The sequence below is a fragment of the Acidimicrobiales bacterium genome (assembly GCA_035540975.1).
GTDB lineage: Bacteria > Actinomycetota > Acidimicrobiia > Acidimicrobiales.
In genome coordinates this window covers 48,720-65,798 of record DATLFN010000058.1, presented here as the reverse complement: position 1 = coordinate 65,798, position 17,079 = coordinate 48,720, and the positions used below count along the sequence as shown (strand labels likewise).

At 75.6% G+C, this 17,079-nt stretch carries 19 protein-coding genes; 18 read left to right on the top strand and 1 reads right to left on the bottom strand.

From position 1 onward, the window contains the following. The 11 genes from VM242_07325 to VM242_07275 all read left to right on the top strand — a co-directional run. Nucleotides 1–244 (top strand): hypothetical protein (locus VM242_07325; protein HVM04964.1); only part of this gene is annotated, 244 nt, incomplete at its 5' end. 233 nt (nt 245–477) lie between these two features. Continuing rightward, nucleotides 478–702: a translation initiation factor IF-1 gene (gene infA, locus VM242_07320; protein ID HVM04963.1), complete on the top strand. Its 225-nt coding sequence runs from the start codon at nt 478–480 to the stop codon at nt 700–702. A 7-nt stretch (nt 703–709) separates the two neighbouring features. Next, the gene (gene rpmJ / locus VM242_07315) at nt 710–823 is read left to right on the top strand and encodes a 50S ribosomal protein L36 (protein ID HVM04962.1); all 114 of its coding nucleotides are present in this window, start codon (nt 710–712) and stop codon (nt 821–823) included. 7 nt (nt 824–830) lie between these two features. Further along, on the top strand, nt 831–1,208 hold the full coding sequence (gene rpsM / locus VM242_07310) for a 30S ribosomal protein S13 (protein HVM04961.1): 378 nt from the start codon (nt 831–833) through the stop codon (nt 1,206–1,208). After that, entirely contained in the window at nt 1,209–1,607 is a 399-nt protein-coding gene (rpsK, locus tag VM242_07305; protein HVM04960.1) for a 30S ribosomal protein S11, read from the top strand. It begins immediately after the preceding gene. A 13-nt stretch (nt 1,608–1,620) separates the two neighbouring features. Beyond that, complete coding sequence (gene rpsD / locus VM242_07300; GenBank protein ID HVM04959.1) at nt 1,621–2,247, top strand: 30S ribosomal protein S4; 627 nt, start codon at nt 1,621–1,623, stop codon at nt 2,245–2,247. A gap of 79 nt (nt 2,248–2,326) precedes the next feature. Next, a complete protein-coding gene (locus VM242_07295) occupies nt 2,327–3,271 on the top strand; it encodes a DNA-directed RNA polymerase subunit alpha (protein ID HVM04958.1) in 945 nt (314 codons plus the stop codon). Nucleotides 3,272–3,276: 5 nt separating this feature from the next. Beyond that, a complete protein-coding gene (gene rplQ / locus VM242_07290; protein ID HVM04957.1) occupies nt 3,277–3,636 on the top strand; it encodes a 50S ribosomal protein L17 in 360 nt (119 codons plus the stop codon). A gap of 211 nt (nt 3,637–3,847) precedes the next feature. Beyond that, nucleotides 3,848–4,654 carry a tRNA pseudouridine(38-40) synthase TruA gene (gene truA / locus VM242_07285; GenBank protein ID HVM04956.1) on the top strand — a complete coding sequence of 269 codons (807 nt, stop codon included), beginning with the start codon at nt 3,848–3,850 and terminating at the stop codon, nt 4,652–4,654. Between the two features lie 47 nt (nt 4,655–4,701). Next, nucleotides 4,702–5,550 (top strand): DUF1385 domain-containing protein, encoded by an 849-nt coding sequence (locus VM242_07280; protein HVM04955.1) that lies wholly within the window; start codon nt 4,702–4,704, stop codon nt 5,548–5,550. A 155-nt stretch (nt 5,551–5,705) separates the two neighbouring features. Further along, a complete protein-coding gene (locus VM242_07275; protein HVM04954.1) occupies nt 5,706–7,085 on the top strand; it encodes an FGGY family carbohydrate kinase in 1,380 nt (459 codons plus the stop codon). Here VM242_07275 and ilvA read toward each other — a convergent pair. Further along, nucleotides 7,048–8,247: a threonine ammonia-lyase gene (ilvA, locus tag VM242_07270; protein ID HVM04953.1), complete on the bottom strand. Its 1,200-nt coding sequence runs from the start codon at nt 8,245–8,247 to the stop codon at nt 7,048–7,050. The genes VM242_07275 and ilvA overlap by 38 nt on opposite strands. Before the next feature lie 114 nt (nt 8,248–8,361). On the opposite strand from ilvA, the gene rplM reads away from it, so the two are divergent. The 7 genes from rplM to alr are packed head-to-tail and all read left to right on the top strand — an operon-like array spanning nt 8,362 to nt 16,884. Continuing rightward, a complete protein-coding gene (gene rplM / locus VM242_07265) occupies nt 8,362–8,823 on the top strand; it encodes a 50S ribosomal protein L13 (GenBank protein HVM04952.1) in 462 nt (153 codons plus the stop codon). 9 nt (nt 8,824–8,832) lie between these two features. After that, nucleotides 8,833–9,225: a 30S ribosomal protein S9 gene (gene rpsI, locus VM242_07260; GenBank protein HVM04951.1), complete on the top strand. Its 393-nt coding sequence runs from the start codon at nt 8,833–8,835 to the stop codon at nt 9,223–9,225. A gap of 6 nt (nt 9,226–9,231) precedes the next feature. Next, nucleotides 9,232–10,572, top strand: a complete 1,341-nt coding sequence (gene glmM / locus VM242_07255; protein ID HVM04950.1) for a phosphoglucosamine mutase — start codon at nt 9,232–9,234, stop codon at nt 10,570–10,572. Nucleotides 10,573–10,587: 15 nt separating this feature from the next. Then, the gene (locus tag VM242_07250) at nt 10,588–13,989 is read left to right on the top strand and encodes an SIS domain-containing protein (protein ID HVM04949.1); all 3,402 of its coding nucleotides are present in this window, start codon (nt 10,588–10,590) and stop codon (nt 13,987–13,989) included. After that, nucleotides 13,986–14,351 carry a holo-ACP synthase gene (locus tag VM242_07245; GenBank protein ID HVM04948.1) on the top strand — a complete coding sequence of 122 codons (366 nt, stop codon included), beginning with the start codon at nt 13,986–13,988 and terminating at the stop codon, nt 14,349–14,351. Before VM242_07250 ends, VM242_07245 begins: the two co-directional genes overlap by 4 nt. After that, nucleotides 14,348–15,694, top strand: a complete 1,347-nt coding sequence (locus VM242_07240; protein ID HVM04947.1) for an NAD(P)H-hydrate dehydratase — start codon at nt 14,348–14,350, stop codon at nt 15,692–15,694. The genes VM242_07245 and VM242_07240 overlap by 4 nt, the downstream gene beginning before the upstream one ends. Nucleotides 15,695–15,696: 2 nt before the next feature. Continuing rightward, a complete protein-coding gene (alr, locus tag VM242_07235; protein ID HVM04946.1) occupies nt 15,697–16,884 on the top strand; it encodes an alanine racemase in 1,188 nt (395 codons plus the stop codon). The last annotated feature ends 195 nt before the right edge of the window (nt 16,885–17,079 follow it).

Sequence of the window (17,079 nt, the reverse complement as noted above, 5' to 3'; positions counted from 1 at the left end):
CTGGGTCGACTGGGGCGACGGCTCGCCGCTCGACGGCCCGTACGACCACGCCGGCGGACCATGGCCGGACGGCACCATCACGCACTACTGGACCGACGTGGGCCGGTACGACGTCCGGGTGGTCCAGCGGTGGACGGGCCGCTGGGTGCTCGGCACCGAGTCGGGGGAGCTGGCCGGGCTGGAGACCGAGGGCGCCATCGACGACTTCGCCGTCGAGGAGCTGCAGGCGGTCATCAACCGCTGAGGCAACCCCCGATCACCAGGGACGCCGTCCCCTCTCAAGAGGCTGTGGGGGTGGGCCGGGTCGGGCCCGGCAGGGCCGGCCGGCGGCCGGCCACCCGCCCGGCCACCCGCCCGGCGGCGCTCGCCGGCTTCTCATCGGCGCCGGACGTGCGCTAACCTTGCGGTTCGGCCCGAGTGCGGTTCGCGCCTTCGGCGCGGGCTTGGCCGCCGACGTTCCGCAACAAGGAGTTCCACCTGCCCAAGCCCAAGGAAGACGCGATCGTTCTGGAGGGAACGGTCATCGAGCCACTGCCCAACGCCATGTTCAAGGTGGAGCTCGAGAACGGGCACAAGGTGCTGGCGCACAGTTCCGGCAAGATGCGCATGCATCGCATCCGGATCCTCCCGGGTGACCGGGTGCAGGTGGAGATCACCCCGTACGACCTCTCCCGAGGCCGGATCACCTACAGGTACAAGTGAGCGAGCGATGAAGGTACGTCCGAGCGTCAAGACGATGTGCGAGAAGTGCAAGGTGATCCGCCGCCGCGGGCGGGTCATGGTCATCTGCACGAATCTGCGCCACAAGCAGCGGCAGGGGTAGGAGGGCCATGGCACGAATCGCCGGAGTCGACATCCCCCGGGAGAAGCGGCTCGAGATCTCGCTCACCTACATCTTCGGCGTGGGCCGCACCACGGCCAAGAAGGTGTGCCAGGAGACCGGGATGAGCGTGGACACCCGGGTGCGGGACCTCACCGACGAGGAGGTGGCCCGTCTCCGCAACTGGATCGACGCCAACCTCAAGGTCGAGGGGGACCTGCGCCGGGACATCCAGCAGGACATCAAGCGGAAGATGGAGATCGGCTCGTACCAGGGGATCCGCCACCGGCGCGGCCTCCCGGTCCGCGGCCAGCGCACCCATACGAACGCCCGGACCCGCAAGGGCCCCAAGAAGACCGTCGCCGGGAAGAAGAAGGTGCGCAAGTAAATGGCCAAGCCCAAGCCCGGAGGCCGGCGCCCCCGCCGCCGCGAGCGCAAGAACGTCGCCTTCGGCGTCGCCCACATCAAGAGCTCGTTCAACAACACGATCGTCTCCATCAGCGACATGGAGGGCAACGTCATCGCGTGGGCGTCGGCCGGCAACGTGGGGTTCAAGGGCTCCCGCAAGTCGACGCCGTTCGCCGCCCAGCTGGCGGCCGAGGCATGTGCCCGGCGCGCCATGGAGCACGGGATGCGCAAGGTCGACGTCCTGGTGAAGGGTCCCGGGTCGGGCCGGGAGACGGCCATCCGCTCGCTCCAGCAGACCGGCCTGGAGGTCTCCGGCATCAAGGACGTCACCCCGATCCCCCACAACGGCTGCCGCCCCAAGAAGCGGCGCCGGGTCTGAGGGAGGAGAACCAATGGCCCGTTACACCGGTCCCGTGTGCCGCCTTTGCCGGCGCGAGAAGATGAAGCTGTTCCTGAAGGGCCCCAAGTGCGACTCGATGAAGTGCCCGATCGAGCGCCGGCCCTACCCCCCTGGGGAGCACGGCCGTGACCGCATGCGTCAGGGCTCGGAGTACCTCGGCCAGCTTCGCGAGAAGCAGAAGGCCCGCCGGATCTACGGCGTGCTGGAGAAGCAGTTCGCCAACCTCTACGAGGAGGCGACCCGCCAGTCCGGGATCACCGGCGAGAACCTGCTTCGCATGCTCGAGCTCCGCCTCGACAACGTCGTGTACCGAGCGGGCTGGGGCGCCAGCCGCAGCCAGTCCCGCCAGTTCGTCCGCCACGGCCACGTCCTGGTCAACGGCAAGCGGGTCGACATCCCGAGCTACCGCCTCCGCAAGGGCGACACGGTGGCCCTGAAGGCGAAGTCGCGGGAGATGATCGTCATCCGCCACAACGTCGACACCCTCGACCGCCAGGTCCCGCCGTGGCTCGAGGCGGGCGCCGAGGGGTTCGAGGTCACCCTGCGCGACCTCCCGCTGCGCGAGCACATCGACGTCCCCGTGCGCGAGCAGCTGATCGTGGAGCTCTACTCGAAGTAACCCGTGCCCCCGGCTCGGGCCGGGAGACGGACCAAACCAGGGAAGCGTGCCGGGCCCCCGCCGGCCAAAGGAGTACGTCGTGCTGATCATCCAACGCCCCACCGTCGAGGCGGTGACCGAGGAGGAGAACAACCGTCAGTCGTTCGCCGTCGGTCCGCTCGAGCCCGGCTTCGGGCACACCATCGGGAACTCGCTCCGGCGCACGCTGCTGTCGGCGATCCCGGGGTCGGCGGTCACCCAGGTCCGCTTCGACGACGCCCTCCACGAGTTCGCCACCCTGCCGGGGGTGAAGGAGGACGTCACCGACCTCATCCTCAACCTGAAGGACCTGGTGCTGCGGGTGGACACCGACGAGGACGTCACCCTGCGCATCGACGCGCGCGGCCCGGCCACCGTCACGGCCCGGGACATCCAGCCGGCCAACGACGTGGAGGTCCTCAACCCCGACCTGCACATCGCCACCCTGAACAGCAAGGGGCGCCTGGCCCTCGACCTGTTCGTGGAGAAGGGCCGGGGCTACGTGTCGGCCGACCGCAACAAGCGCTCGGCCACCATCGGCGTGCTCCCGATCGACTCGATCTTCTCGCCCGTGCGCCGCGTCGCCTTCACCATCGAGCCCACCCGGGTCGAGCAGTCCACCAACTTCGACCGCCTGGTGCTCGACATCGAGACCGACGGCTCGATCTCGCCGCGCGAGGCGCTCGCCTCGGCCGGCGAGACGCTCCGTTCGCTGGTGGGCCTGGTCGCCGACATGAGCGAGAGCCCCCAGGGCCTCGAGCTGGGCGACGTCAGCTCGGCCACCACCGGCTCGCCCGACCTCGACCTTCCCATCGAGGACCTCGACCTGTCCGAGCGCCCGCGCAACTGCCTGAAGCGCGCCCAGGTCAACACCGTCGGCGAGCTGGTCCAGAAGACGGTGGACGACCTGCTGGCCATCACCAACTTCGGCCAGAAGTCGCTCGACGAGGTGCTCCAGAAGCTGGACGAGCGGGGCCTGGCGCTGCGCACCAAGGGCGGGGAGTAGCGGCGATGGGCGTTCCCGGCGCACCCAAGAAGGGCCGGCGGCTGGGCGGCGACGCCGCCCACCAGAAGGCCATGCTGGGCAACCTGGTCGCCTCGCTGGTCGCCGCCGAGGCCATCGTCACCACCGAGGCCAAGGCCAAGCAGCTCCGGCCGGTCGTGGAGAAGGTCATCACCAAGGCCAAGAAGGGCGGCGTCCACCGCCATCGCCAGGTGGTGTCGTTCATCCGGGACAAGGACATGGCCCACAAGCTCTTCGACGACATCGGCCCCCGCTACGCCGATCGTCCGGGCGGCTACACCCGCATCCTGAAGCTGGGCCCGCGCCACGGTGACAACGCCCCCATGGCGCGCATCGAGCTCGTCTAGTTCGCCGTCGCAAGCAGAGCCTGCTCGGCGAGTCGACGGTGCTCCGGTCGGCCGGCTCGCCGGCCGCCCTCCGCTCGGTACCAATGCGGGGGGCGGCGCCCCCCGCGCCCTCCGTCGCCGGCAGCCGGGCAGGCCGCCTGCGGCGGCTTCGGCGGCCGCCGGCCCGGCGGCCCCTTCCGTGACCCTCTTCGACCACGAGCCCGGCAGACCCGTGCCGCCCTCCGAGGGCGTGCGGGTGCGGATGGTCGTCGCCTACGACGGCACGGGGTACCGCGGGTTCGCCGTCAACCGTGGCGTGCGGACGGTCGCCGGCGACCTGGGCGACGCCCTGGCCAAGGTGCTCGGGCACGAGGTGGCGCTGACCTGTGCCGGCCGGACCGACGCCGGCGTCCACGCCTGGGGGCAGGTCGTCTCGTTCGACGCCGTCGACGAGCCCGACACCGCCGGCGTCCAGCGGTCGCTCAACAAGATGCTGGCCCCCGCCGTGGTCGTCCGGTCGGTGGATGTCGGTCCGCCCGGGTTCGACGCCCGCCGGTGGGCCACCGGCCGCCGCTACCGCTACACGGTGCTCAACCGGCCGCTGCCCGACCCCTTCCTGGCCACCACCGCCTGGCACGTCGCCGACCCCCTCGACCTGCGGTCCATGACCCTGGCGTGCGACGCCCTGATCGGCGAGCACGACTGGTCCTCCTTCTGCCGCCGACCGCCCGAGCCGGCCGACGCCGGGGCCGACGACCCGCCTGCCTCGCTGGTGCGGACCGTCCGCGACGCCCGCTGGGTCGACCTGGGGCAGGGCCTGCTGCGCTTCGACATCGAGTCGTCGGCGTTCTGCCACCAGATGGTCCGCTCGCTGGTCGGCACCCTGGTCTCGGTGGGGAGGGGGCGCCGGCGAGCCGGGGAGATGACCTCCATCCTCCGCGCCCGGGACCGCTCGCAGGCGGCCAAGCCCGCCCCGCCCCACGGCCTGTGCCTGTGGGAAGTGCTCTACCCGGACCAGAACCGGGCGGCACACCCGTAAGCTCGTGTGGGAACGGCACGGGCGACACGGGCGACGGGGGCGACGCGGTGAGCAACGCGGTGCGGATCGGGGGGCAGGCGCTGGCCGACGGCGTCCTGATGCGGACGAGCCGCGCCTGGGCTGTGGCCCGCGACGACGGCACCGTGCAGGTGGGCGCCGTCCGGACGGGCCGGCTGCGCCGGGTCCCCGTCCTCCGCTTCCTCGTCGGCCTCGCCAGCGGGATGCGCCTCGCCGTGTCCCGGGGCATGCTCGGGCACGGCGCCGGGCGGGCCGGCGGCCGGGCCCGCCGCCGGAACCGGGGCTTCCTGGTGACGTTGGTCGGGGTGGAGGCGGTCGGGATCGGGTTCTCGCTCCTCGTCGGCCACGCTGCCCGGTCGCTGCCGGCGACGCTCGTCGTCACCGCCGTGCCCTGGGTCCTGGCCTTCGCCGTCCTCCGCCTGGCCACCCCGGGGTCGCTGTGGCGGTACCACGGCGCCGAGCACAAGGCGGTGGCCGCCCACGAGGCCGGCATCCCCATGGCCGACGTGGCTGCCGTGCTGGCCTGCCCCCGGGTGCACGACCGCTGCGGCACCAACCTGGTGTTCGTCGCCATGCTGGGGGCGCTCGCCCTCGTCGCCCTGCCGGCCGCCGTGCAGTTGCCGGCGTTGCTGGCCCTGCTTGCCGTGGGGGCCGAGGGCGTGTCCCTCGCCGCCCGCCGCCCCCGCTCGCCGCTGAGCCGGGCGCTGCTGGTCGGGGGCCGGGCCCTCCAGCGCTTCGTCACCACGGCCGAGCCGACGGCGGCCGAGCAGTCCGTGGGCTGCCGGGCGCTGGCCGCCTGCCTGGAACACCACCACCGGTTGGAAGGGACGACGCCGGCAGCAGTGGCATCGGGCGCCGAGGTCCCCGCCGCCGCCTGACCCGGCGCCGCCCGCCGCCCGATCCGGCGGCGCCGGGCGCCGAGGTCCCCGCCGCCGCCCGCCGCCCGATCCGGCGCCGCCGGGCGCCGCGGCCGCCGCCGACCCGGCCCCGGCGCGTCCCTTGCACGCCGTGGGCGGGACCGTCGCCCCTACCGTTGGGCATCACCGCCCGGTTCCTGCTCGGCCTCGACGTCGGCACCACCCGCACCAAGGCCGTGCTCCTCGACCGCGCCGGCGCCGAGGTGGGATCGGCGGCGCGCCCGACGCCCTTCGAGGAGCGCCGCACCGGCGTGGAGGCCGAGGTCGACGCGCTGCTAGCGACGGTGGCGGCCGTCGTGGGCGACCTGGGGGACGCCGTCGCCCAGGTGACGGCCGTCGGGATCGCCGGGCTGGCCGAGAGCGGCGCGCCGCTCGACGCCGGCGGGCGGGTGCTGGCGACGGTGATCGCGTGGCACGACCCGCGCGGCGCCGAGGCCGTCTCGCTGCTGCACGACCGCTTCGGCGACGACCTGGACCGGCGCGTCGGCCAGCGGCTGCGCACCGTGTCGTCGGTCGCCAAGGTCGGCTGGCTGGCCGCCAACGGGGTGGGTGACGTCCGGTGGTGGCTGGGCGTGCCCGAGCTGTGCCTGCACCGCCTCACCGATGTGCGGGCGACGGACTGGTCGCTGGCGGCCCGGACCGGCGGCTACGACGTCGGCCGGCGCAAGGCGATGCCGGAGGTCCCCGAGGCCCTCGGGCTGGCGGGCGACGTGTTCGCCGAGCCGGCGCCGGCGGGTGCGGCGATGGGTACCGTGACCCCCGCCGGGTCGGCCTGGCTCGGGGTGCCGGTCGGCGTGCCCGTGACCGTCGCCGGCCACGACCACCTGGCCGGTGCGGTGGGCGCCGGGGCCGGCGTGGGCGACCTGGCGAACTCGGTGGGCACGGCCGAGACGGTGGTCGGGCGGTCGGTCCGCCTGCCCGACGTCGGCGCCGCCCTGGACCGGGGCGTGGCCGTCTCGCTCTGGCCGGACGGCGACGGGTGGGCGGCCATCGCCAGCGCCGCCCGCGCCGGACTGGTGATCGGGGCCGCCGCCCGGGCGCTGGGCCGCACGCCGGCCGAGCTGGACGACCTCGCCCACGAGGCGGGTGACGCGGTCGACGCCGCCGCCTGGGTGGAAGCGATGGCCAGGGCGGCCCGCCACCAGGGGCGGGAGCCCGAGGCCGGCGACCCGCCCGGCGGGGCGCCCGCCGCCGTCTGGAACGGGGTCCTCCGGGCCCTGGCCGCCCGCACCCGGGAGGCGGCCCACGGGGTGGAGGACGTGTGCGGGCCGGCCCGGCGGATGCTGGTGTTCGGCGGTGGGAGCCGCAGCGTGCCGTGGTTGCGGGCCAAGGCGGCGGAGGCGGGCGTCCCGGTGGTGCGCTCGTCGGTGGCGGAGGCGGTCGCCCGCGGGGCCGCCGTGTTCGCCGGCGTGGCAGCGGGCTGGTGGCCGTCGGCGGCCCACGCCCCCCGGCCGCCGGTCAGCGGACCAGCTCCACCCGGTACCCCAGGCCGCTGAGGGAGGCGACCACCTCGGCCCGGTGGGTGGGGTCGCGCGTCTCCAGGGTGAGCACCACCTCCACCTCGTCGACCGCCACGGCCGCCCCCGCCCGGTGGTGCTCGACGTCGAGCACGTTGAGGCCCAGGCGGGCGACCTCGGTGGTGAGCGACGCGAGGGCGCCGGGGGAGTCGCGCAGCACGATGCGGAGGACGAGGTAGCGACCGGACACGGACAGGCCGTGGTCGATCAGCTTGATCAGCAGTTGCGGGTCGACGTTGCCGCCGGAGAGCACGACCACGACCGGGCCCTCGCCGCCGACGCTGCCGTTCAGCACGGCCGCCAGGCCCACGGCCCCGGCCGGCTCCACCACCGCCTTGGCCCGCTCCAGCAGCAGGAGGAGGGCGGCACTGATCTCCTCCTCGGTGACGGTGACCACGTCGGCGACCAGGCGCTGGACGTGGCGGAGGGTCAGGTCGCAGGCCGACTTCACGGCGATGCCGTCCGCCATGGTGGCGACCGCCGGCAGCGGCACGCAGCGCCCGGCGTCCAGGGCGGCCCGCATGGTCGGCGCGCCGGCCGCCTCCACCCCCACCACCCGGGTTCCGGCCTGGGCGGCGGCCATGGCCGCGGCGATGCCCGAGATCAGCCCCCCGCCTCCGATCGGCACCACCACCGTGCGCGCCTGGGGCGCCTCCTCGGCGATCTCGAGCCCGATGGTGCCCTGGCCGGCGATCACCCGCCGATCGTCGAAGGGCGGGACGAGGACGGCGCCGGTCGCCGCCGCGTGCTCCCGGGCGGCGGCGATGCAGTCGTCCACCGACGAGCCGGTCAGGCGCACGTCGGCGCCGTACGCCCGGGTGGCGTCGACCTTGGGGAGGGCGGCGGTCGTCGGCATGAACACCGTCGCCCGCCGGCCGGTGAGGGAGGCGGCCAGCGCGACTCCCTGGGCGTGGTTGCCGGCCGAGCCGGCCACCACCCGGCGGGCGGACGCCTCCAGGCCGGCCATGAAGTTGTAGGCGCCGCGGATCTTGAACGACCCGGTGCGCTGGCGGTACTCCGGCTTGAGGAGCACGGGGCGCCCGGCCAGCCCGGAGAGGGAGGTGGACGGGACCACGGGGGTCGGCCGGATGACGGCGGCGAGGCGGCGGCGGGCCTCCTCCACGTCCGCCAGGCCGATCACGGGCGGAGGCTACCGGGGCGCAATCGGGCGGCGGTTGGCGACGGCCCCGTCGGCGCCCTATCCTTGGATGTTCGCCCGAGCGGCGGTCGACGCCCCGATCCAAAGGCGCTCCAGTTGCGTACGTACTCTCCGAAGCCCTCCGACATCCAGCGCGCCTGGCACGTCGTCGACGCCGACGGCCTGGTCCTCGGCCGCCTGGCCACCGAGGTGGCGCGCCTCCTGCGGGGCAAGCACAAGCCGATCTTCGCCCCCCACCTGGACACGGGCGACCACGTGATCGTGGTGAACGCGGCCAAGATCGTGTTGACGTCCGACAAGGCGTCCACCAAGCAGGTCCACCGCCACACCGGCTACCCCGGCGGCCTCCGCACCAGGAGCGTGCAGGACGTGCTCGACACCCGGCCGGAAGAGGTCGTCCGCCGGGCGGTCAAGGGGATGCTGCCCAAGGGCCCGCTCGGTCGCTCCATGATCAAGAAGCTGAAGATCCACGCCGGACCCACCCACCCGCACTCGGCCCAGCGGCCCCGGCCCGTCGAGTTCGCCTCGGCCCGCCGCGTCGCCGCCGGCGAGAGCTAGGAACGCCCGATGCCGAAGCCGCTCGTCCAGTCCACCGGCCGTCGCAAGCGGGCGGTCGCCCGGGTCCGGGTCCGCCCCGGCACCGGCACCGTCATCATCAACAAGCGCCCGGTGGACCAGTACTTCCCGTCGGCCGTGCAGGTCACCCTGGCCACCGAGCCGCTGCGGGTCACCAACACCGCCGAGGTCTACGACGTGGACGCCACCATCGACGGCGGCGGCACGTCCGGCCAGGCCGGCGCCCTCCGCCTCGGGCTGGCCCGGGCGCTGGCCGAGCTGGACCCCGACCAGCGCACGTCGCTCAAGAAGGCCGGGTTCCTCACCCGCGACGCACGCGAGAAGGAGAGCAAGAAGTACGGGCTGAAGAAGGCCCGCAAGGCGCCGCAGTACTCCAAGCGGTAGCTCCCCGTGCCGCTGGAGTTCGGCACCGACGGCATCCGTGGGCTGGCCAACGACGAGCTGACCCCCGAGCTGGTGCTCGCCCTGGGCCGGGCCGCGGCACGGGTGCTGGGCGGCCCCTTCGTGGTCGGCCGCGACACCCGGCGGTCGGGCCCCATGCTCCAGGCCGCCTTCGCCGCCGGGGTGGCGTCGGAGGGGATGGCCGTGGTCGACCTGGGCGTGATCCCCACGCCGGGCGTGGCCTTCGCCTCGGCCGGCTGGCGGGCGCCCGGCGCCGTCGTCTCGGCGTCGCACAACCCGTTCCCGGACAACGGGGTGAAGCTGTTCGCCCCCGGCGGGCGCAAGCTCACCGACGACGAGGAGGCGACGCTGGAGGCCGAGTTCGCCCGCATCGCCGCCGGCGACCCGTCGGCGCGGCCGACGGGGGCCGGGGTGGGGGCGTTGGAGAGCGACCCGGCGGCCGTGGACGCCTACGCCGCCCACCTCGTGGCGTCGCTGGAGGGGCGCACGCTGGAGGACCTGTTCGTGGTCCTCGACTGCGGCCACGGCGCCGCCTCCGTGGTGGCGCCGGCCGTGGTGCGGGAGACGGGCGCCCGGGTGGAGGTGCTGGGCGACCGCCCGGACGGCACCAACGTGAACGACGGCTGCGGGTCGACCGACCTCACCGCCCTGCGCAAGGCCGTGGCCGAGCACGGCGCCGACGCCGGCCTGGCCTTCGACGGCGACGCCGACCGGGTGCTGGCGGTGGACGGCACCGGCGAGGTCGTCGACGGCGACCACCTCATCGCCCTGTGCGCCCTCGACCTGCGCAGCCGGGGCCGGCTCGACGGCGGCACCGTCGTCGTCACCGTGATGACCAACCTCGGGTTCCGACTGGCCATGGAGGAGGCGGGCATCGCCGTCCACGAGACGCCCGTGGGCGACCGCCACGTGCTGGAGGCGCTGGACGCCAACGGCTGGTCGCTCGGGGGCGAGCAGTCGGGCCACCTGATCTTCCGGCGCCTGGCGACGACGGGCGACGGGATCCTCACCGGGCTCCAGCTCCTCGACCTGATCGCCCGCCGCCGCCGCCCCCTCGCCGACCTGGCGGCCGAGGCCATGACCCGGCTGCCCCAGGTGCTGCGCAACGTCCGCCTGGCGGTGCGCCGGGACGCGGCGGCGGTCAACGACGCGGTGGCGCCGGCGGTGGCGGCCGAGAGCGACCGCCTGGGCGCCCACGGCCGGGTGCTGGTGCGGCCCAGCGGCACCGAGCCCCTGGTCCGGGTGATGGTGGAGGCGCCCACCGAGGCGCAGGCCGACGCCTCCGCCGCCCGGCTGGTGGCGGAGGTGGAGCGGCTCCTCGGCCCGTAGACTGGCGGACGGCCCATGTGCGGAATCGTCGCCATCCTCCGGCGCCCCAGCGGGCGGCCTGCGCCGCCGGCGTCGGAGGTCATCTCCGACCTGGCCGTCGCCTCCGCCGCCCTCGGCTCGACCGCAACCCTGGGGGACGCCGCCGAGGCGCTCGAGCGCGTCCAGCGGGCGCTGAGCGGGACCCCCGGGATCCGGGCCCTCCTCGCCGACGACGGCCTGGTCGCCGCCGTGGCCTCGGGCCTGGCCGAGGTCGACGCCGCCGTCGCCCGGCTGGAGGCCGCCCTCGACGCCGGTGACCTGGCGCTGTCCATCGCCGACCTGGAGGCGGTCAACGCCACGCTCGTGCGGGTGAAGGACGCGTCGTGGTCGGTGGGCCGCGACCGGCTCCCGGCCGCCCGGGCGGTGGCGGCGCTGGCCGGGCCGGGGGCGGGCGAGGCCACCGTCGACGCCTACGCGTCCGTGCACTCGGCCCTGTCGAGCATCGACCGCCTGGAGGTCCGGGGCCGGGACTCCGCCGGCCTCCACCTGCTGGTCACCGGGCACGGGCTCGACCTCGACGACCCGGCGGTACGGGCGCAGCTGGACGAGCGCATGGCCGACCCGCTGTTCACGTCGCTCGCCGTGCGGGTGCCGGGCGGCCACCTGTCGTTCGTGTACAAGGCGGCGGCCGAGATCGGCGAGCTGGGCGACAACACCCGGGCGCTGCGGCGCGCCGTCGCCGACGACGCCCTGCTCCGGCGCGCCCTCGACGCTCCCGGCGCCCGGGCCGCCGTCCTCGGGCACACCCGGTGGGCCAGCGTCGGCATCATCTCCCAGGCCAACGCCCACCCCCTCAACCAGGAGGAGGACGGCGATGCCGGCGGCCCGTACGTGGCGGCCGCCCTCAACGGCGATGTCGACAACTATGCCGACCTCATCGCCGAGGCCGGCCTGCGCATCCCCGCCGCGTTCACCACCGACGCCAAGGTGATCCCCGCCCTGGTGTCCCGCCGTCTCCGCCAGGGCGACGCGGTGAGCGAGGCGTTCCGGGCGACCGTGTCGTCGTTCGAGGGATCGACCGCCGTCGCCGCGGTGGCGGCCGACGCGCCCGACCGCCTGCTCCTCGCCCTGCGGGGGAGCGGCCAGGCCCTCTACGTGGGGCTGGCCGAGGACGCCTTCGTGGTCGCCAGCGAGCCGTACGGGCTGGTGGAGGAGACGAGCCGCTACGTGCGCATGGACGGCGAGACGCCCCCCGACGGCGGGGGTCCCGCCGGCCAGGTGCTGGTGCTGGACGCCGGCGGCGCCGGCACGGTCGACGGCATCGAGCGCCTCTCGTACGGAGGAGCGGTGCTGCCGGTGACGCCCGACGAGGTGCGGCGGGCCGAGATCACCACCCGCGACATCGACCGGGGCGGGTTCGCCCACTTCCTCCTCAAGGAGGTGACGGAGGCGCCGTCGTCGTTCCGCAAGACGCTCCGGGGCAAGATCGCAGGAGAAGGCGGCGACCTGCGGGTCGTCCTGGGCGACGACACCCTGCCCCCGGCGCTGCGGGCCGGGCTGCGCGACGGCGCCATCCGCCGGGTGCGGGTGATCGGGCAGGGGACGGCGGTCGTCGCCGGGCACAGCCTGGCCGCCGCGCTGGCGCCGTGGCTGGCGAGGGCCGGCATCGTGGTCGACGCCCTGCCCGCCACCGAGCTGTCGGGCTTCGGGCTGGACGACGACATGGGGGACACCCTGGTGGTCGCCATCAGCCAGTCGGGCACCACCACGGACACCAACCGCACCGTCGACCTGGTCCGGGCCCGGGGCGCCGCCGTGGTCGCCATCGTGAACCGGCGGGACAGCGACCTCACCCAGCGGGCCGACGGCGTCCTCTACACCTCCGACGGGCGCGACGTGGAGATGGCGGTGCCGTCCACCAAGGCGTTCTACGCCCAGGTGGCGGCCGGCTTCCTGCTCGCCCTCGCCGTGGCCGACGAGGCGGGGTGCGGCGACCGGCGGCGGGCGTCGGAGCTGCTGGCCGGCCTGCGCGACCTGCCGGCGGCCATGGAGGCGGTGCTGGCCCGGCGCCCGGCCATCGCCGCCGCCGCCGCCCGCCACGCGCCCGCCCGCCGCCACTGGGCGATCGTGGGCAACGGGGCCAACCGGGTGGCCGCCGCCGAGGTCCGGATCAAGCTGTCGGAGCTCTGCTACAAGTCGATCGCCTGCGACGCCACGGAGGACAAGAAGCACATCGACCTCTCCTCCGAGCCTCTGATCCTGGTGTGCGCCGCCGGCCTGACCGGCCCCAACGCCGACGACGTGGCCAAGGAGGTGGCGATCTACCGGGCCCACAAGGCGGCGCCGGTGGTGATCGCCACCGAGGGGGCCCGCTACCCGGCCGCCCTCGACGTGCTGGAGGTGCCGCCCGCCCACCCCATGCTGTCGTTCGTGCTGTCGGCCATGGCCGGGCACCTGTTCGGGTACGAGGCCGCCCTCACCATCGACGCCCAGGCGGTGCCGTTCCGCGAGGCGCGGGCAGCCGTCGAGGCGGTGGTGTCGACGGCCGCCGGGCCGGACGAGCTGCTGCCCGCCCTGGCCGCCCGCATCGACGGCCCCGCCTCCCGCTTCCTGGAGGCCCTCCGGGGCGGCGCCTACGACGGCACCCTCGACGCCGGCGCGGCGGTGCGGGTGGCGTCGCTGCTGCGCTACGCCCGGGGGCTGTCCCCCCTCGAGGGGTACGAGCTGGAGTTCGGCAAGGTTGGGACGCCGAGCGTCGTCATCCAGGACCTTACCGACGCCCTCACCCGCGCCATCGAGGCGCTCACCCGCCCGGTGGACGCCATCAAGCACCAGGCCAAGACGGTGACCGTGGGCATCTCCCGCTCCGAGGAGGCGCTGTTCCGGGTGCCGCTGGTGGGCGAGCTGCTCGCCGCGGGCGCCGCGCGCGACCACCTCGGCTACCGCGCCCTGCGCACGCTGGCCGCCCTCGACGCCGCCGTCGAGGAGGTCACCGGGTTCACCCGTTACCGCATCGACGGGTCGGTGGCCGACGGGGCGGCGCGCATCGCGGTGGTCGACCGGGGCGGCGTGGCCCGCCAGCTCACGTCGCGGGCCGACACCGACCCGAGGCTCCTCGGCACCAAGCACCGGGCCGCCACCGAGCGCGAGGTCACCGTGGCCCGGGGCCGGCGCGACGGGCGCACCATCGTCCTCGTCCCCGAGACCAAGGACGCCCAGGTGACCGGGATGACCCTTCTCCACGTCCGCTTCGCCGACCGCCTGGCCCCCGCCGACGCCAAGGCGGTCCTCCAGGGGTACCGGGACCGCTGGGACGCCCTGGTCGACGCCGTCACGGAGACCGAGCCGGTGTTCGGCGAGGACGTGCTGGGCGAGGTCGGCATCGTCGACCTCCTCACCCAGCCCGTCCACGTCCTGGCCGACCGCTGGCGCGGATGATCGGCCTGGGCATCGACGCCGTGGAGGTGGGCCGCTTCCGGCGGGCGCTGGCCCGGACCCCGCGCATGGCCGAGCGGCTGTTCACCGAGGGGGAACTGGCCTACGGGGCCCGCTTCGTCGACCCGGCGCCCCGCCTGGCCGCCCGCTTCGCAGCGAAGGAGGCGACCATGAAGGCGCTCGGCGTCGGGCTCGGCGCCGTCGACTTCCGGGACGTGGAGGTGTGCACGGCGGCCAGCGGTGCGCCGTCGCTGCGGCTGAGCGGCCGGGCCGCCGCCCTCGCCGGGCAGCAGGGCGTCACGACCCTCCACCTCTCCATCACCCACACCGACGCCGTCGCCGAAGCCGTCGTCGCCGCGCTGTGATCCCGGTCCTCGCGCCCGAGGAGATGAAGGCGGTCGACGAGGCGGCGCCGGAGCCCGTCGAGGTGCTGATCGGGCGGGCCGGCGCGGTCGTCGCCCGGGCGGCCGTGCGTTTGATGGGCGGGGCGTACGGCAGGCGGGTGGTGGTCGTGGCCGGGAAGGGGAACAACGGCGCCGACGGGCGGTGGGCGGCGGCCCGCCTCCGGCGGGCCGGCGTGCGCGTCGCCGTCATCGAGGCGGCCGGCGCCCCGGCGTCGCTGCCGGTGTGCGACCTGGTGATCGACGCCGCCTACGGCACCGGCTTCCGCGGCGAGTACCACGCTCCCGCGCCGCCCCTCGGGACGCCGGTGCTGGCCGTGGACATCCCCTCGGGGGTGGACGGGCTCACCGGCGAGGCGGGCGCCGGAGCCGTGCGGGCCGACGCCACCGTCACCTTCGCCGCCCTGAAACCCGGCCTGCTCCTGGGCCAGGGTCGGGAGCGGGCCGGCCGGGTGGAGGTCGCCGACATCGGGCTGGACGTGTCCAGCGCGAGGGTGCACCTGGTCGAGGACGCCGACGTGCGCATCCCGCCCCGCGGGCGGGACGCGCACAAGTGGCAGAGCGCGGTGTTCGTGGCGGCGGGGTCGCCCGGGATGACGGGAGCCGCCGTCCTCGCCGGGCGCTCGGCGCTGCGGGCGGGCGCCGGCAACGTGCGCCTGGGGGTGCCGGGAGCCGACGTGGCGCTCCTGCCGCTGGCCGAGATGGTGGGCATCACCCTGCCCCGTGAAGGGTGGGCCGACGGCGTGCTCGACGCCTCGTCCCGGTGCCGCGCCCTGGTCGTGGGGCCCGGGCTGGGCCGCCACCCGGAGGCGGCGGCCCAGGTGCGCCGGGTGCTGGAAGGGGCCGACCTGCCGGCGGTGGTGGACGCCGACGGCCTGGTGGCCGCCGAGGAAGGCCGAGTGCCCGGTGGCCCCGTCCGCGTCCTCACGCCCCACGATGGCGAGTACGAGCGACTGTGCGGCTCCCGGCCGGGCGCCGACCGGGTCGACGCGGCACGTCGCCTGGCGCGGCGGGCGGGGGCGGTGGTGCTGCTGAAGGGGTCGACCACCGTGGTGGCGTCGCCCGACGGCGCCGTCCGCCTCACGACGTCCGGCAGCTCCCGGCTCGCCACCGCCGGCAGCGGCGACGTCCTCTCCGGCATCATCGGCGCCTTCCTGGCCCGCGGCCTGGGCGGCGCCGACGCCGCCTCGTTCGGGGCCCACGTCCACGGCGCGGCCGCCGCCCTCGGCCCCGCCGAGGGGCTGGTCGCCGGCGACATCGCCGACCTCTACCTGCCGCGCTGGCTGTCGTCCCGGGCCGGCCGCTGACGGTGGCCGGCCCCGTCCAGCCGGCGCTCGGCGGGCCGCCTCCGCCGGCGTGGCGGCCCGCTTGGGCGGAGGTCGACCTGGGCGCCGTCGCCACCAACGTCGCCTTCCTGGCCGAGCGCTCCGCTCCGGCGGCCGTGTGCGCCGTCGTCAAGGCGGACGGCTACGGGCACGGGGCCACGGCCGTGGCCCGCGCCGCCCTCGGCGCCGGCGCCACGTGGCTGGCGGTGGCCCTGGTGGAGGAGGGGCTGGCCCTGCGCGACGACGGGATCGACGCCCCCGTCCTCCTGCTGTCCGAGCCCCCGGCCGGCGCCATGGGCGCGGTCGCCGCCGCCCGGCTGACCCCCACGCTGTACACCGAGGCCGGGGTGGCGGCGGCCGCCGACGCCGTCGGCACGCGACGCGCCCCGATGGGAGCCCACCTCAAGGTCGACACGGGGATGCACCGGGTGGGCGCCGACCCGGGCGACGTGCCGGCGCTGGCCAAGGCCGTCCGCGCCGCGCCGGGGCTGCGCCTGGACGGGTTGTGGACCCACCTGGCGGTGGCCGACGACCCCGGCGAGGATGCCTTCACCACCGCCCAGCTGGCCCGCTTCGAGGAGGTGCGCGACGCCCTGGCCGCCGACGGGTCGGTGCCCGGGCTGCTGCACGCCGCCAACTCGGCCGGCGCCCTGGCCCACCCCGGCGCCCGCTACGACCTCGTCCGCTGCGGCATCGCGGTGTACGGGCACTCGCCCCGGCCGGGCGCCGTCCGGGCCGGTGACCTCCGCCCCGCCCTCAGCCTGCGGGCCCGGGTCAGCCTGGTGCGCACGCTCGACGCCGGGGAGCGGCTGTCGTACGGCCGGCGCTACGCCGTGCCGGCACCGCGCAGCGTCGTGGCCACCGTCCCCCTCGGGTACGCCGACGGCGTCACCCGCCGCCTGGGCGAGCTGGGCGCCGAGGTCCTGGTGGGTGGCCGGCGCCGCCCCGTGGCCGGGACCGTCACCATGGACCAGCTCATGGTCGACTGCGGCCCCGACGCCCCGGTGGCCCCCGGCGACGAGGTGGTGCTCCTCGGCCGCCAGGGCGACGAGGAGATCCGCGCCGACGAGTGGGCCGGCCGCCTCGGCACCATCACGTACGAGGTGCTCTGCGGGATCGGGCCCCGGGTGCCCAGAGTGGTGATACCCGCCTCTGGCGCCGACGCTCCGTAGCGGTCACCGGCGCCGACCCGCAGGTCGAGGTCGAGGGTCCGCCCCGAAAGGCTCGACCGACCGTCGAGATCGGCGCGGCGGCGGGTTCCGGTCATGCTGCCCGGCGCTCATCACGGTGACCAGCCCCGCCGAAGAGGCACGACCAGGCGATTTCGGCAATTTCCACCAAGACCCTTGACATCCCGGGGCCCGCCT